The 15,445-nt window shown below is 59.3% G+C and carries 16 protein-coding genes and 2 pseudogenes; 9 read left to right on the top strand and 9 right to left on the bottom strand.

All coding sequences use genetic code 11. The features are described 5' to 3' along the window. Positions 1-5: 5 nt before the first annotated feature. Positions 6-383: a TraR/DksA family transcriptional regulator gene (locus NK8_RS35430; RefSeq protein ID WP_213233331.1), complete on the bottom strand. Its 378-nt coding sequence runs from the start codon at positions 381-383 to the stop codon at positions 6-8. A gap of 429 nt (positions 384-812) precedes the next feature. Between NK8_RS35430 and NK8_RS35425 the strand changes: the two are divergent. Then, positions 813-947 (top strand): annotated as a pseudogene (locus tag NK8_RS35425) (MarC family protein); the annotation flags it as partial. 215 nt (positions 948-1,162) lie between these two features. On the opposite strand, the gene NK8_RS35420 reads toward NK8_RS35425, so the two are convergent. The 3 genes and pseudogenes from NK8_RS35420 to NK8_RS43140 all read right to left on the bottom strand — a co-directional run. Continuing rightward, positions 1,163-1,498, bottom strand: coding sequence for a chaperone modulator CbpM (locus tag NK8_RS35420; protein ID WP_213233330.1), 336 nt, complete (start codon positions 1,496-1,498; stop codon positions 1,163-1,165). Next, complete coding sequence (locus NK8_RS35415; RefSeq protein ID WP_213233329.1) at positions 1,495-2,433, bottom strand: DnaJ C-terminal domain-containing protein; 939 nt, start codon at positions 2,431-2,433, stop codon at positions 1,495-1,497. The genes NK8_RS35420 and NK8_RS35415 overlap by 4 nt, the downstream gene beginning before the upstream one ends. Positions 2,434-2,703: 270 nt before the next feature. Then, a pseudogene (locus NK8_RS43140) lies at positions 2,704-3,420 on the bottom strand (Tn3 family transposase); the annotation flags it as partial. 459 nt (positions 3,421-3,879) lie between these two features. Here NK8_RS43140 and NK8_RS35395 point away from each other — a divergent pair. Then, complete coding sequence (locus NK8_RS35395) at positions 3,880-4,731, top strand: bestrophin family protein (protein WP_213233325.1); 852 nt, start codon at positions 3,880-3,882, stop codon at positions 4,729-4,731. 271 nt (positions 4,732-5,002) lie between these two features. After that, positions 5,003-6,031, top strand: a complete 1,029-nt coding sequence (gene moaA / locus NK8_RS35390; protein ID WP_225936633.1) for a GTP 3',8-cyclase MoaA — start codon at positions 5,003-5,005, stop codon at positions 6,029-6,031. Between the two features lie 38 nt (positions 6,032-6,069). On the opposite strand, the gene NK8_RS35385 is transcribed toward moaA, so the two are convergent. Continuing rightward, complete coding sequence (locus NK8_RS35385) at positions 6,070-7,497, bottom strand: PLP-dependent aminotransferase family protein (protein ID WP_213234012.1); 1,428 nt, start codon at positions 7,495-7,497, stop codon at positions 6,070-6,072. A gap of 337 nt (positions 7,498-7,834) precedes the next feature. Here NK8_RS35385 and NK8_RS35380 point away from each other — a divergent pair, with 337 nt between their 5' ends. From NK8_RS35380 to NK8_RS35370, 3 genes are all read left to right on the top strand, one after another. Beyond that, on the top strand, positions 7,835-8,824 hold the full coding sequence (locus tag NK8_RS35380) for a LysR family transcriptional regulator (protein WP_213233323.1): 990 nt from the start codon (positions 7,835-7,837) through the stop codon (positions 8,822-8,824). Positions 8,825-8,847: 23 nt separating this feature from the next. After that, positions 8,848-9,303, top strand: coding sequence for a phosphate-starvation-inducible protein PsiE (locus tag NK8_RS35375; protein WP_213233322.1), 456 nt, complete (start codon positions 8,848-8,850; stop codon positions 9,301-9,303). A 629-nt stretch (positions 9,304-9,932) separates the two neighbouring features. After that, positions 9,933-10,346 (top strand): DoxX family protein, encoded by a 414-nt coding sequence (locus NK8_RS35370; protein WP_213233321.1) that lies wholly within the window; start codon positions 9,933-9,935, stop codon positions 10,344-10,346. A gap of 511 nt (positions 10,347-10,857) precedes the next feature. Here NK8_RS35370 and NK8_RS35365 read toward each other — a convergent pair. Beyond that, the gene (locus NK8_RS35365; protein ID WP_035511803.1) at positions 10,858-11,130 is read right to left on the bottom strand and encodes a type II toxin-antitoxin system RelE/ParE family toxin; all 273 of its coding nucleotides are present in this window, start codon (positions 11,128-11,130) and stop codon (positions 10,858-10,860) included. Beyond that, positions 11,120-11,314, bottom strand: a complete 195-nt coding sequence (locus NK8_RS35360) for an antitoxin (RefSeq protein ID WP_213233320.1) — start codon at positions 11,312-11,314, stop codon at positions 11,120-11,122. Before NK8_RS35360 ends, NK8_RS35365 begins: the two co-directional genes overlap by 11 nt. Positions 11,315-11,889: 575 nt before the next feature. Between NK8_RS35360 and NK8_RS35355 the strand changes: the two genes are divergently transcribed. The 3 genes from NK8_RS35355 (at position 11,890) to NK8_RS35345 (ending at position 13,154) form a co-directional block, all read left to right on the top strand. Continuing rightward, entirely contained in the window at positions 11,890-12,084 is a 195-nt protein-coding gene (locus NK8_RS35355) for a CsbD family protein (RefSeq protein WP_213233319.1), read from the top strand. Positions 12,085-12,210: 126 nt separating this feature from the next. Next, positions 12,211-12,378 carry a CopG family ribbon-helix-helix protein gene (locus NK8_RS35350; RefSeq protein WP_213233318.1) on the top strand — a complete coding sequence of 56 codons (168 nt, stop codon included), beginning with the start codon at positions 12,211-12,213 and terminating at the stop codon, positions 12,376-12,378. Positions 12,379-12,503: 125 nt separating this feature from the next. Continuing rightward, positions 12,504-13,154, top strand: coding sequence for a pirin family protein (locus NK8_RS35345; protein ID WP_213233317.1), 651 nt, complete (start codon positions 12,504-12,506; stop codon positions 13,152-13,154). Here NK8_RS35345 and istB read toward each other — a convergent pair. Both istB and istA read right to left on the bottom strand, forming a co-directional pair. Further along, positions 13,110-13,931, bottom strand: coding sequence for an IS21-like element helper ATPase IstB (gene istB / locus NK8_RS35340; protein WP_035508514.1), 822 nt, complete (start codon positions 13,929-13,931; stop codon positions 13,110-13,112). The two genes, NK8_RS35345 and istB, sit on opposite strands and share 45 nt — an antisense overlap. Then, complete coding sequence (gene istA, locus NK8_RS35335; RefSeq protein ID WP_062259294.1) at positions 13,928-15,427, bottom strand: IS21 family transposase; 1,500 nt, start codon at positions 15,425-15,427, stop codon at positions 13,928-13,930. Before istA ends, istB begins: the two co-directional genes overlap by 4 nt. Positions 15,428-15,445 lie beyond the last annotated feature (18 nt).

Below are 15,445 nucleotides of genomic sequence, written 5' to 3'. Positions count from 1 at the left end.
ATCGCTTATCGCTCGGCCTCGCGCTTCGCCTGTTCCGCAACCGTGAAGATAGCCTCAGGCATTACCTCGAGACGCGCCTTTGGAATCGGCGCTCCGCTCGCGTCCGAAAACCCATACGTGCCTTCGTCAATCTTCTGCAACGCTCGCTGGATATCGTCGATTCGTTGATCGTTGGCATCGCGCAAGGCTTGATTGGAGACATATTGCTCTCGACGCTGTGCCTCGTCTTCAAGCTCCTCAGCTTCGAACCCATGTTCTTCCTGATATCGTCGTTCGGTTGCAACGGTGTTCTCCTCGTTGCCAAGGATTTCCTTCTGCAACTGCTCGAGCCTTGTTCGTTGCTTCGCAATGAAGTCCGTGCTGAGGCCGTCGTCTTTACTCATCACAAGGTCCTCCTGAAGGTTGGGCTGGCGCATTCAGGGCCGAGGCTTTGACTGTAGGTTACCGTCTCGCGCATAGGTTTCGGCAAAGAACTGCACGCAAACAGAACGGTTGAAAGTCGACTGCACTCGATTGTCTCAACGGTTACTTCGCAGGTACACAATCATCATAACGCCGACTTAGACCGTTCGATGTCCAAGCTACGCGGCAAACTCGCGATAGTTAGTATCGGCCGACGAGGCGTCAAGTTTCGAGGGCCGCTCGGCTTTGATGTCGACATCGCGCGTGGCGTAGTATGGAAATCACAAGCGCTGGCTTCGACGAGATGGCTGAAGAGAATCGGGAGTCAAGAATGCATACGAAAATGATCGTTAGGCTCGCTCAGCGCGATCTATGCTATCGAAAAACATTTGCTAGTGCTCGGGATTACTCTGGTATCTGCTCCGTTTCTCCCAAAATATTTATCTGCAAAGGCGATTGCCATCACGCAACGATTGATGGGTATGATTTTGGCTGCAATCGCGATGGAAATGATGGTCAGCAGCCTTCAGGCTTTCTTTAAGTGAACAGGGCGAGTGTTGCACATTGATAGTCCAGTAAGTTCGCGCGTGGCACGCGTCGAGTCACTGCAACCGAACCCACAGCGCGAAGTCAGCACCAAGACAAGAGGGCGGATTGAGGTCACTGGGCGCGCAGCCGTGTTCAAGCGATCGATCAACGATTATCGATAGCTGCGAATAGAGCGAGAACGGATGCTTCTATCAACGTTCGGCTGGCCTACTCACGCAGCTCCCGTATCACTATGATCGCGATAACGACCGAGCCGTTTGCGCAACGTATCGATCTGATCGAGCAAATCCAGCACGAGTGCTACACCGGGCGCATTCACGTCCAGATCGGTCGTCAGCCGTCGGGCGATCATGGCGCGGCGCAGGCACGTGCCACTGAAGCGCCATTCCTCCATGCGCGCGCCCTGTGGCTCGAACGCGCCTTCTTCGACCCATCGTGCTAAGTCATTGCTCGATGCGCCTGTAATGCGGCACAACTCAACCAGCGTGAACTCGATGCGTTCCTCGACGATCTCGCCTTGCAGATATGTAGGATCGTTTCCGTTCATGATGATTGTCCGTAAAAATGCGCGCGCGGATCGAAATCGAACGCGTCGTGCATGGTGGCGTAGGCGGCTCGTTTAGCCTCGGTATCCGCTGGAGGCAGCACAATGCCCAGCATCACGTAGAAGTCGCCGGGCGGATCGCCGGGAATTCCTCGCCCCTTGAGTCTCAGTCTCCGGCCGGCCCACGATCCTGCGGGAACGGTCACGGTGACGTCCCCTGAGGGCGTCGGTACGACAACTTCGGCGCCAAGGGCTGCTTCCCAAGGCGCCAAGGGAAGGTCGGTCGTCACATCCCGGCCGTCGACGCGGTACCGCTTGGGGGTACCGAGTGCGATCTCCAGATACAGATCGCCGCGCGGAGCGTTGCCAATGCCCACACCGCCCTGACCCGCGAGCCGCAGTCGCTGGCCGTCGAGGATGCCTTTCGGTATTGCGACGTCGAGCGTTCGCGTTTGAAACGTGACGCGCCCCCGATCGTCGATCACGGGCGTTTGCAGCGTCACGGTCCGTTGTGCGCCGTTGTAGATGTCTTCAAGGCTAACAATTACCTTGGCGTGGAGATCCTCGCCGGGCCACCCGGGCTCGTGGGGGCTTGCTGAGTGGCGCGCACGCGTCCCGAACAGGTCGCTGAAGAAGTCGTCAGCGTCCTGTGTGCCTCCGCCGGTGCTGTACTCGTAACCGCCGCCAACGTCGGCATGCGGGCGGATCTCGTCGCCGTCCTTGAAGCCGGTGCCGAGCGAATCGAATGCTGCACGCTTCTCTGGGTCCTTGAGCACCTGATAGGCTTCGCCGACCTCCTTAAAACGCGCTTCGGCGTCGGCGTCCTTGTTGAGGTCCGGATGAAACTTGCGCGCGAGTTTGCGATGGGCGGTCTTGAGCTCCGCTTCGGTAGCTGTTCGGGGCACGCCCATGACGGCGTAATAGTCCTTGTATTTCATCGTTTCCCTTATCGTCCAATCCATCGACTTGGGTAGAGGCGCGGCGGTGGTCCAAAGTGCTGCGATCGCCGACTACTATACAAGGATGCGAGAGAACATGCCTTCGGATCAGTGCTCAGGCTCCTACGTCGAAGGAATCTTTGGCAAAGCTACCAACTCTGCGTCAACACCTATAATGCGTCGTTAGATACCGCGAACATGCGAAGACGCGTGTGAAGATAAGTCGGCGCAATCCGTCTCGCCTCAAATCGGTTGCGGCAATTCATGTCCGGAGGCTTGCGGCCTCTCGAGCGCACGTTGCATATGCGTGGTGTTCCACGCCATCAAAATATTCGTGAGCAATGTCAGCGCGGGCGAGACAGCTAACCGGTGCGGAATAGTCGCCCGATGTGCACGTCGCCTTCATAAACGGGTTGTCCGCGCGCCGCAGACCCAAAACGGGTGAGGGCCCGCACAGCAGTGCACTTTCCAGAGCGAATCGAGGCAGCAATCCTGACAAACTCGTCCCAAAACTCTACGATGAGGTCGGTCCGGACATCACGATCCGTGATTGCGGAAACCTCTTCTGGAACGTCCTGATTGCGAGGAACGGGAAGCCGACGACCCGAAGATGGGATAGGCGAGGGAAGAGATCGAATCCCAATGCGCGGACCAGACCCATCGCGAAAGCCGTAAATCCATGCGTATCGACTGCAAGCTGTGCAAAGACGGTTCATTATCTGCCGGATGGCGTCGTTCGAGGGTTCGTCACAGTTCCGCCGCTGAGAGCGAGGTGCCGTGCGCGGGCACCGCTGCGTAAACCATTAACAATTCGCCCCGAGAGCGCGGCTCGCGTCCAAGCAGGAACCAGCTAAATCGCGTGGCGCTATCTGTCTCGAGGATGATGTCCGGAAGTTGCGCTTGGGGAGGTGCTTGATAAATGGCTTGTCGAAGGCGACTTGCCTCTGCATCCGATGGCTGCGCGAGGAGCGGGCTAAAATGCACCGAAGGTCGCACGACGAGGTCCTTGCTGTGAAGATCGAACAGGCGCATGGGTTGAGAGTCCGGAGCGTTCGGTACGATATCCTCCGCCAACCGTTGGACCTTCAATGCAAGCGCTTTGGAGCTCCGCGTATAACTCAAGGAGTTGCACCTGCGCTGCATCATCACCGTCGAACTAGCCAACGCCTATGCGCCCAGCTTCATGGCCACTTACAACGCGCACTTTGCCAAGCCGGACCGTCCCGACAAGCGCGAATAGCTGGCTCGAGTGACTTGAAGCGGCTTCCCAGATGGTCAGTGAAGGCGGAACGATGTTCGGCCAGATCCGCGTGTTCCGGGGCGGTGGGGAAGGGGGCGCAGGGTATCACTGACGCCAACGGCGCTATCGGTACATCGAGAGAGCAAATCATGATCGTGAGGTCAAACTAGAACTGGTTCCGTTTGCTGTTCGTCCGGAACGGTTCTGTGTTGCAATCGATTATCCCGCAGCTGGTTTTCATGGGGATTGTCAGCAGTCCCGCCGTGCTCACGCAGGGGCGCATTTTCGGCGAGAAGATTCCGCTCAAAGGCGCCCTTCACATTGTTCGGTCTCGCTCTCGCCATATTCTCGCGTTTCGCAATAACGCGAGCTATGAACGGTTCAAAGAGGCGCGCCTTCTTTGGGGCAATCTTCTGATCTCCGCGCGGTCGCTGACGTCGCAGATATTGTGCTACGTCCCGCCGGGCTCGGACAGCACGCACATAGCCCGCACGCTCATCGCCTGCATCTATGCGCTGAAGCACGAGCTGCGTCGAACCGATCCGGTTCCGGATCTTCTCCCCTTACTCGGGCGCGCGCGGACCGAGGCGTTGCACCGCACCTTCTACAAGTCCACGGCGCTTCTCAATGACGTTCGTCGGGATGTGGCCGATTTGCAGACGCGCTCGTTGGCTTCGGAGACGAAGCGCTGGATGTTCGACGCACAAATCAACGAACTGGGTAAGGCAATTGGCGGATGCGAGCGAATCGCGTCGACGCCTATTCCGTTTTCCTACAGCGTATTGCTTCATCGGACCGTCTACGCCTATTGCATTTTGCTCCCGTTCGGTCTCGTCGATTCGACGGAATTTTTCACGCCTCTGCTTTGTGTTTTCATCTCATATACGCTGATCGCGCTGGAAGCGATCGCGAGTGAAGTCGCAGTGCCGTTTTCCGTCGCGCCGAATGAGCTGGCGCTCGACGCCATTACGCGCAACATTGAACGATCCATTTTGGAGCTGCGTGGATGCAAGATTCCCGACGAGGTCGTACCCGTACGTCCGTATCAACTGACTTGATTGTGCGGTGCGTGGGTCCGCGTCGGGGTGGGCGTGCAAGACTGTGCTTCCGGATGTCGACGCGAACTGTGCGTCGCAGGCACCCGCCAAGCGACTATCCTGCAGGACAGCTAATGCGCCGGGCGCACGCGCTTCGCTCGGAACATTGACGGCCGCTCCCCGGCCCTACCACTCGCAGTTCATTCTCGAATAGATCGTGAAGATAATCGACCAGCCGATACCAGCGGATACGGCGTCCCGTGATCGCCTATCCGCCGGTCAAGCCACGCCCATTCTCGACAGGCTGGATCGTCCCCTGCGGGATTTGCGGCTGTCGGTTATCGATCAATGCAATTTTCGCTGCACCTACTGCATGCCCCGGGAGACGTTCGGTGCAGACTATCCATTTCTGCCGTCTTCGGAACGCCTGTCGTTCGCGCAAATGCTCAAGCTCGCGAGGGCGTTCGCATTGCTCGGCGTGGAAAAGATTCGTATCACCGGTGGCGAGCCGCTCTTACGGCGTGGCCTCGAATCGCTGATAGAGCAGCTCGCGAAAGTGACGACCATAAGCGGCAAGGCGATGGAACTCGCGCTCACGACGAACGGTTCCCTTCTTGCCGCGAAGGCGCAATCGCTTCGTAACGCCGGTCTGGATCGTGTGACGGTCAGTCTCGACGCCGTCGATTACGCCGTGTTCCGCAGGATGAGTGATATCGACATACCTGTGTCTCGCATACTGAAGGGGATCGAGACGGCGCGCGCGGTCGGTCTCGATCCGATCAAGGTGAACACCGTGGTCGAGCGAGGCGTGAACGACAGCCAGATTTTGCCACTCGTGCGGCTTTTCAAAGGCACCGGCGTGGCGGTGCGCTTCATCGAGTACATGGACGTGGGGGGCGCGGCGGATTGGTCGAACGCGAACGTGATGACGGCCCGCGAGATTCGGGACGTCGTCGAGTCGGAGTTTCGCTTGATTCCTCACGCGGTTGCCGAGGAGAGGGGCACCGCGGTCAACTATCGCCATGCCGGCGGTGAAGGTGACGTCGGATTCATTGCGAGCGTATCGCAGCCCTTCTGCGGTTCGTGCTCGCGCGCCCGCATGTCCGCCGACGGACGGGTTTATTCATGCCTGTTCGCCAAGGAAGGTGCGGACCTTACGCCATGGCTCACGGATACCGCGTCGGTCGAACAACTGGCCGTGGCCGTCCGCAGCCGGTGGGTCCAGCGCGATGACCGCTACTCCGAACTTCGGTCGACGCAGCGAAAGAAGGGATCAGGACGAGTCTATCCGACGGTCCGCATGTCGCTTGTCGGGGGCTGACGGTGTGCCGGCCCGTGAAGCAGACAAAGCGGGAGACGCTAGCGAGCACACGTTGCGACGAGCTTGCCGACGGTAATCACGGCCTGCTCGATCTCGCTCGACCAAGGGCTGCTGTAGTTGAGCCGTATGAAATTCCGGTAGGTCGACTCGGAAACCGAGAACATGTAGCCCGGACCGATCGTGATGCCCTGATCGAGCGTGAGCCTGTAGAGACGCATCGCGTCGACACTGGACGGCAATTCGATCCACAGCACGTATCCCCCCGCGGGGTTGGATATGCGCGTCCCCTCGGGAAAGAAACGCGAAACGATCGCCTTCATCAGATTGGCCTGCTGTGCATACGCCTTCCGCACCCGTCTCAGGTGATGCTCGTACCCGTCGCGTTCGAGGAACTCCGCTATCGCCAGTTGTGGAATCGCCGGCGAGGTCAGCGTATTCAGGAACTTGAGCTTCTCGACGCGATCGCGATAGCGGCCCGGCAACGCCCAGCCGATCCGGTAAGCCGACGTCAGGCTCTTCGAGAACGAGGAGCAGTGAAGCACCAGTCCCTTGGTGTCGAAAGACTTCAAGGTGCTCGGGTGGGCGCGGTCGAAGTGCAGCTCGTTGTAGACGCCGTTCTCGATGACCGGGATGTCCTGCGCGTTTAGGAATTGAACAAGCTCCCGCTTGCGATCGTCCGGCATCTGGAAACCAAGCGGATTCTGGAAATTGGGCATGACCATACAGGCGGTGACCGTCTGCGACTTGACGATCGCGGCAAGCGCCTCGATATCGATGCCGTACTCCGGATGAGTCGATACTTCAATTGCCTTCATGCCCATGCGTTCGATCGCATGGAGCATGGCATAAAACGTCGGTGACTCGACCGCGATCACATCGCCGGGTTTTGCGACCGCCTGAAGACATAGATTGATGGCCTCGGTCGCGCCGACCGTAATGATGATCTCATTCGGATCGACCGCCATGCCGTTCTCGAGGTAGCGACGCGCGATTTGCCGCACGAGCTTCGCGTTGCCCGGCGGCAGCGCATCCGTCACGCCCCATTGCGCCTTGCCCCGTCCGGCGTCGTAGGCATAGCGGTTGATCCGCTCGAACGGAAACAGACTGGGGTCGGGGTAGGGCGAACCGAGCGGTACCGCATCGTCGACACCGATCGAACGCAGCGTCGAGAGCACCAATCGGCTGACGTCCACTGGCGACGAGATCGGGATCGGTCTCGACGGCCGTAGCTCGAGCAGCTTCCGCTCGTCCGCGTCGCCGTGGAAATTGACGAAATAGCCCGACTGGGGTTTGCTCGTCACCAAGCCGCGGCTTTCGAGTAACAAGTACGCGCGAATGGCCGTCGTGACGCTGATCCGATGTTGCTGACTTGTCTGACGAACCGATGGAAGGCGCTCGCCATGGCGGTACACGCCTTGCCGGATCGACCGCTCGATGTCGTCTGCAAGCTTCTCGTAGAGATTCATTCGACGGCTCCCGTGACGTCCGCTGCATGAGTGGTATTGGCCGCCTTCCTGGCGCGGGCGCGCTCGCGCCGACAGATTGTCGCCCGGTGCCGAGATCGTATCAAAAACTGTAATGACGGGAGCCAGCCCGATCTGTGCACTCCGCGACAGGCGCTCCAGCCGTACTCTTTCCTCCATCGAATACACGATTCGAAATCGCGATGCCGCGACCCGCGCACAACGATCGAGGCTAGAGAATGAAAAAGGCAAATTGGAAGGAATCGACAGGAGCAGACCATCGGTGGCGCGCAGGCCCGGCGTCTCATAATTGTGACGGCGCAAAGGCGGGGCGAATAAAGTGAATCTTCTGGAAGCCATGCGCATATACGTCAGGGTCGTCGAACGCGGGAGTATCTCCAACGCGGCGAGAGACCTCGGCATCGGACAGCCGGCCACGAGCGAGCGCATCGAGCGGCTCGAAAAATATCTCGGTTGCCGGCTCCTGCTTCGCAGTGCCCGCGCATTCAATTGCACGCCCGACGGCATCGCCTTCTATGAGCGTAGCAAGAGAATTCTGTCTGCAGTAGAACAAGCGGTGTCTGAAATGTCGAATGATGAGGAAGCAATCAGAGGAACGATTCGCCTCGCGGCGCCTCACTGCTTTGGCGAGACCGTCGTCACGAAGACCTTGGCGCTCGTACGCGCGGCATATCCGCAGCTCGAACTGGAACTGGTGTTGAACGATAGGGTAGCCGACCTCGTGACCGAGGGCGTGGACATTTCGTTTCGTCTGGGCCCGCTTGGAGAAGGCGCGTTCATTGCCCGTCAACTCGGGCAGATCGGGCGTACACTTGTTGCCGCGCCGGGCTACCTGAGCCAGCAGGGCTTCATTCTGGAGCCGTCGGACCTGATCAGGCATCCGTTCATTCGGGTACAGGCCATGTTCGGCACGGACCAGTTGCCGCTCCGGCACGACGCGACCGTTGTGGAAAACGCGTCGATTCGCACTGCTATCAGGACCAGTCATTGGCGGCCTGTGTATGAATCGATTCTCTCCGGCGTCGGGATCGGCGTGCTGGAGGATCTGGCTTGCGCCGATGCGCTCGCAGACGGCCGGCTCGTCCGGATTCTGCCTCGGTACGAGGTACCGTCTTTCGAGCTGAACCTCCTGATCCAGGCACAACGCCCGGTGCCGCCGCGGGTACGTGCAATCGTGAGGTTGCTGAAGACATGCATTCCTGAAATCCTGGAAAGGATGTACGTCGCTCGCGGCAAGGAAGAAGACTGTCTTGAAGCACCCGCCAACGATGATGCTTCTGAGCTTCCAGACTTATCGTTGCTGCGTTAAATTCCAACACTGCACGGTCCTCAATGAGAGAACACTTTACACAAGGCCTGACCGAAAACGTCCGACGAAGATTCGACCACGTGATAAACGTGGTCGAGCTGACGGTGCTGATCCTGATCGGCCTCGCCACGGCCTTCGCCATGGCTCAAGAGACCTGGAAGGTCCTGAGGGCCGGCACTGTCTCGCTCACCGACCTTCTGCTGATGTTCTTGTATCTTGAAGTCCTTGCAATGGACGCACGATATCTACGTCTTGGGCAGTTGCCGGTGCGTTTTCCGCTCTATATCGCGATGGCGTCGCTCGCGCGAGATCTCATCCTCAACCGGGCCGACACGGCGGACCAACATGTTCTGCTTACTACACTGGGCATAGCAGTGTTGGCAATCAGTGCGGTTGCCCTTCGATTTGGTCAATACCGGTATCCAGCGCGCGACGATGACGGTCGTGATGAACTAACAGATTCCCGGCCATCGACGTAGAATTCGGATGCACACGGTCGAATGCGATCTAACTGATCTTCAAGACGAGCAGTCAACGGAAAAAGCCCTACAACGCGCGCTTTGCGTTTGACGTTTCCGCATCGATGCAGTCAAATCATTGACGGCGGCCCCAGTGCAATCTTACGTGCGGTGACTTGCCGACGAGCAGAACGTGCTTTCGCTGGGAGAAAGGCTGATGAAGCACCGAACACAATCCTCGCGGCCCTTTATAACCGCTGACGGCAACGGGTCTGCGCTTCCCACTGCGGAGCTGCGCGCAGTTCTCTTGCTAAAAAGAATCGGATCGGACAATTCGATGCTGCCCAGGCGCGATGCCCACGGCGCTCGAACGGCCAATAGTGGTAGGCAAAGACACGCCAACGCGGCGCCTGTATGCGCCTTTGCTGGCTTGAATCGATTCTCTTGAATGGTTTCGCCTTCAGCCAAACCCTTGAGGCCAGCAGCTTTCGCGCACCCAAATCTATCTGAGCGCGATCATCGTTAGCCACGATGGAAGCAGAGACCCGTCGTCAGCAAACCCGAAATCGCCGAGAATCCGGGATGTCGGCCGCCGAACTGTTGACAGGCTATGTAACAAACACTTTTTATTACGCGAGGCCCAACCTTCCATGCGCTACTTCTCTTTCGATCAAGGCAAGGACGCACTTCTTCTCCTCGCTCGCGTGCTCCTGATGGCGCTTTTTGTGCTCTTTGGCTGGCCGAAGCTGACGGGCTTCTCAGGCACTGTTGGCTATATGACTTCGGTCGGCGCACCCGCGCCGATGCTTTCTGCGGTTGTCGCGGTCGTGATGGAATTCGTGGTAGGCATCGCGATCATCGTCGGCTTCTACACCCGCCCACTGGCTTTGCTGCTGGGTCTATATACACTCGGCACCGCGTTCATAGGCCACCACTACTGGACCATGACGGGCACGGCGCAGTACGCAAACATGATCAATTTCTACAAGAACGTTAGCATCATGGGTGGCCTGTTGCTGCTCGCCGCAACAGGCCCTGGCCGTTACTCACTAGATAGGAAGTGAGGTAATGCGAACCAATCCTGGCACTTGAGGTTAAGGAGAGCGCAATGGTTGATGGTTTGTAGGACTTGACTCGGTGGCCGCCAGAGTTGTTCTCGGATCGCGTCGAGATGGGGGGCGGTCCACCAACGATGATTCGGGCTGCGTGGGCCAACGCACAGGGACACTGTTTGCATCTCGAACCGGCTCGCGTTCAGGCAAGAAACGGCCGTTCTTGTCGCCGCATGACGCGGCCCGGGCCTTTGGGCGTGACGGCGGTAGCAAGTAGGATCAATCCATCGCAGTTCCTGCGTCGATTTCATATGGGAATCGAGGCACCCGGTTTAGTATGAGATGACCCCTGTGCTGGCGTGTTTCACTTTGCCCAGCTGACTTTATTTGACATGAAAGGAATTATCGCATTTTCATTAGGGCAACTAATTGAATTGACGAGGCGCAGTTAGATACCGGCAACGTCGCATCGATCCATCGCAGGCGTCGGCCCTTACCGCCCGGTCGCCGGACCCAATCTCGATCACGGATAGCGTTGGCGCGCGTGGAGCACATTCACGATCAATATGCGGTCGCGCTTTACGCGATAGACAATGATGTAATTTGGAAGCACGACCATCTCGCGCGTGTTCGGCACGCGGCCTTCGCGGTAGGCGTACGGGTGGTTGGGTAATGTTGCGGCCGCCGCGACAATCGTGTCGAATACTGCGTCGGCCGCGAGGAAGCTTTCTTCGCTGAGGTGCGAGTGTATTTTGTCGAGTCGGCGTACCGCACGCGGGCGCCAGTCAACGATCATTCGTCACCTTGCGCCGCTCGGCAATACGTGCGCGCATCCACGCCACCGCTTCATCGTGAGGAATGTCCGCACCTTGTTCTTCGAGTGACATGCGCACTTCTTCGCGAAACCACGCGTCGTAGGCTTCCGCCTCTTCCTTTGTGTCATGCCCGCTAAGGGCGGGTTCGGTCCAAATATTTCCCATGCGTCACCCCGTTGCGTATGCCCACCATGATAGCGCGGGCGGCTTACCGCGTCACGGCGTAAACTCAGACGCAGGCGCTGCGGTCTGGCCGGCGGCGCAAACTCGACAGCGCGGTTCCCTCCGCACCCCGGTCGCCAACCGGTCGGCTCTGTTCGACGGCATATCGGGCCCTTTAATGCTTAGTCCCGTAACAGCATAGCGCGCAATCGTCCGACAGGGATCCGCGGCAAGCCGCATCTCAACTCTTGATGGGCCTCCTTCTGACGAGCAGCAACCGTGATACGAATCACGACAGCACGCTTACTTTCTACTCCGCGTTGATGACCGTACTCTAAGCGTCGCGGAGACCAGAATTTAATTGCGTCTGAATGCAAATATTTCGCCATCTATAGGGGAATAAGCGTGAAAATACGAATTATCACCATTGAATTGTGGTAGGGATTTCGTAGCCCACGCTTCAAATCGTTCTATATAGTAGGCGCGCGCTCGGCTGGCACGCTGGCGCCCACGACGCGGCATCTAACTTGCGCTGACCGCAGGACACCTGCATGCCGCAGGCAAACCGGAGAGCGACTATGAATGAAGATCAGGTTAAGGGCGTCGGCGAGAAGGTCAAAGGCAAGATCAATGAGGGCGTTGGCAAAGTGACGAACGACCCCGTGCAGGAAGCAAAGGGCGACGCGCAGCAGGTCGAGGGCGAAGCGCGTAAGAACGTCGGTGACGCCAAGGAGGACTTGAAGGACGCCACGGACGATACGGCGAAGCCGTAATTGCGATCGCGCGCAGGTTGCCAATCTGGCTCGACACTTTAGTCCGCAGCATTCACCGCCCGCCTTGAGCGGGCGTTTTGCTCCCGGTAAAACAGCGCGATCTTCCTTGCTCAGGAATTAGACGCGTTGTCGGAGCTTCTTGAACGGCCCCGCCAGTGGATTATCAAGAAGGCGCTGGTTCAGTTTCTTGCGCGCGAGGCAGAGAAGCGACGCCTGATTCAGGAGGGTCTTGATGACGTCACCGCGGGCCGTCTGCTTTCGATGGAGCAAGGGGAGACTCGACAAGACCGTTGAAAGAGGCCGTTGCGCTGCCTGGCCGGCGGTGCCCCTAACGGCCGCCAAGCTTAGCCCCCCGGAACGGAGGTAGGTTACACGGACTATCCTTCCCTCGACGAAGCGTCGGTCGCGTGAGGCAAGCGATGTTCTCTCTCGCACCAGTCAAAGCATTCACGCACGGTGAGCACTTTCGCGCGCTTGCCGTGCGCAACCCGGAAGGCATGCTTGATCCCTTCCTTGGAGTCGATCACGCCTGGATGAGTGCGCCAACATTTCCGCCCCATCGTCACGCCGGCATGTGCGCCGTGTCGTACGTCTTTCTTGACTCGGAGACGGGCGTGCTCAACCGGGATTCGATCGGTACGCGAAACTTGATCCGACCCGGCGGACTGCACTGGACGACGGCCGGGTCCGGCATCGCTCACGATGAAGTTCCGGCTGAATCCGGCAAGACCGTTCACTCGCTTCAGATCTTCGTAGACCTGTCGCGCGAGAAGAAAAGCATCGCGCCGTCTCCGTTGATCGTCGAGCCCGAAGAAGTGCCGGTCGTGACACAGGCGGGCGCGACCATTAGGGTACCGGTCGGCAACTTCGGCGGCGTGGTTTCGCCCGCGATACCGCCGACGCCTGTGACGATTCTCGATGTATCGCTCGCGGCCGGTGCCGAAATTGCTATTGTAGATTGTCAATTACGATGGCCGCCCGGGCGACAACTATCTTGGCCGGTCGACGGGGTTAGTTGTCGCTGCTCAGCTCGGCATAGTTGTCGCTCCTTCCGATTCGGGGTGGGGTAATTGACGCCGCCGCGCGCGCTTGTTGTCATCGGCACTGCGACGCCGGTAGCTCTCCACGTTCAGCTCGAAGATCGTCGAGTGATGCACCAGTCGGTCGATGGCGGCGACCGTCATTGAGGGATCGGGGAAGACATCATTCCAGCCGGAGAACGCGGCGTTGGCCGTGATGAGAAGGCTTCGACGCTCGTATCTTTCCGCAATCAATTCGAACAGCACGCTCGTTTCGGCCTGGTCCTTTCTGACGTACGACAGGTCATCGAGGATGATCAGATCGAAGTGATCGAGCTTGGCGAGCATCGATGGCAACTGCAGGCTTTGGCGTGCCGCCTGCAGCTTCTGCACGATTTCGCCGGTGCGTGTGAACAGCACCCGGTACCCGGCGTCGATCAGCGCATGACCAATGCCGGAGCCTAAATGGCTCTTCCCGGCACCCGGTGGCCCAAACAGCAGGATCGTGGCGCCTTTCTCGAGCCACGAGTCGCCGCTCGCGAGCGCCATTACATGTGCCTTGGACACCATTGGTACCAAGCCGAAGTCGAAGGCCTCGAGCGTCTTGCTTGGGTCCAAATGCGATTCGACGCGATGCCGCTCGATGCGCCGTTTCGCGCGCTCGGCCAGTTCGTGCTCGAGCAGCGCGCCGAGCAGGCGCGTCGATGGCCAGCCTTCCTTGTCGGAGCGCTGTGTGAACTCGGACCATAGCCGCGCGATCGTCGGCAAGCGCAACTCGGTGAGCATCAGCCCCATACGGGCGGCATCGTAAATTGCGGGCGCGTTCATACCGATGCCTCCTCGCCAAGCAGCGTGTCATAGAGAGCGGCCGTCGGCATGTCCACAGCCACGTCTGGGCATTGCGCCTGCCGCGGCGCAAATTCATTCTGTAGTTGCTCGAGATCGGGCAGCTCGCCAGCGGCGAGCAACGCCTCGAGCCGCTCAGCAAGAACGGCCTCGACTCCGTGATTCGCGGCCAGTTCCAGTAAGCCGACCATGGTCTTGCAGGCTTCGCGCTGCGTGAGCCGAGCCTCAAGCCGCTCCCACGTCCGGCGGTACGCCTCGCGCGGAAACAAGTCGTCGCGAAACGCTAGCCCCTTGAACGCCTGGGGCTTGCGCTTGAGCGCCTCAATGAAGTGCCGGTAGTCGAGCTTGCGACGGCGGCTATTGGCCGCATGCGAGCCCCGTGCTGTGCTGTGCACGAGCGCGCCGGACAGATAGCAGTCGAGGTGATCGGCATAGACGCGCACCTTCAGACGGTGACCAATCAGGCGCGACGGCGCGCTGTAGAGAATGCCCCGCACGGTGAAGGTGCCACAGCGTGTCACGCGTGCTTCCTCTTCGATGAAGTCGGTCGTGCGATGTGCGGGCAAATCCTGCAAATGTTCGCGCTCAGCGTTAAACGCCGCTGCGTTACGGCGGTTACGGCGCATGACGACGTCGCGAACAAACGCGTCATAGGCAGCCCGATCGTCGAAGTCGCGATGGCCACGCAGCATCAGCGCTTGGTCGATCGCCTCCTTCAGATGGCGGTGCGAGGATTCCACACTACCGTTCTCATGGGCCACGCCGACGTTATTGCGCGTGCCGGCCATGCCGTAATGCACCAGCAGTGCGTCATAGCGAGCCGTGAAGTCCTCTTCAGTCTGCAAATTCTTGAACGCTGCCGATAGGCTGTCGGTGCGATGCTCATGCGGGCAGCCGCCGGCTTGCCACAGCGCGTTCTGTAATCCGGTGGAGAGGGCCTCGAAGCTCTCGCCACCTTCGACGACATAGGCATATTCCCAGTGCGAGAACGCGAGCACGAAGTGATAGAGCCGGTGATCGAGGGGCGCACCGGCGACCGTCACGCGCAGATCCCGCATGTCGGTAAAGTCCGAGAGCCCCTGCACGCCGGGCAAGTGCTGCTGCGGGAAGAAGATCTCCTTGCCAGGGCCCTCGAGTGCGCGCCATTGGCTGACGCGCCGCTCGAGCGTACGCCGCATGCTGTCAGGGAAGAGGCCCGGATGCGCCTCCTGCAGCTTGCACAGCAACGTGATGGCCTTGAGCCGGGGCGCGTGGCGCAGCAATGGCACGACCTCGCTCTCCCAAACTTCCGCGAACGGATCGTGACGTGTACGCCACGCGCGTGATGGCTTCTGCGACGGCAGACGGCCCTCATGCTCGATGCGCCGGGCCGTGCGAACGCTCATGCCCGCCATCGCCGCGGCGACTTCCTGAGTGTGATGTTTGCGCTTACTCATATAGAGTCGGACCTGCTGGTCCGTCACGTAGGTTCCAGGCATGGCTGTTCGCTTCTTGTT

This window comes from Caballeronia sp. NK8 (genome assembly GCF_018408855.1).
Lineage (GTDB): Bacteria > Pseudomonadota > Gammaproteobacteria > Burkholderiales > Burkholderiaceae > Caballeronia.
This window is presented reverse-complemented; position numbering and strand designations above follow the sequence as displayed.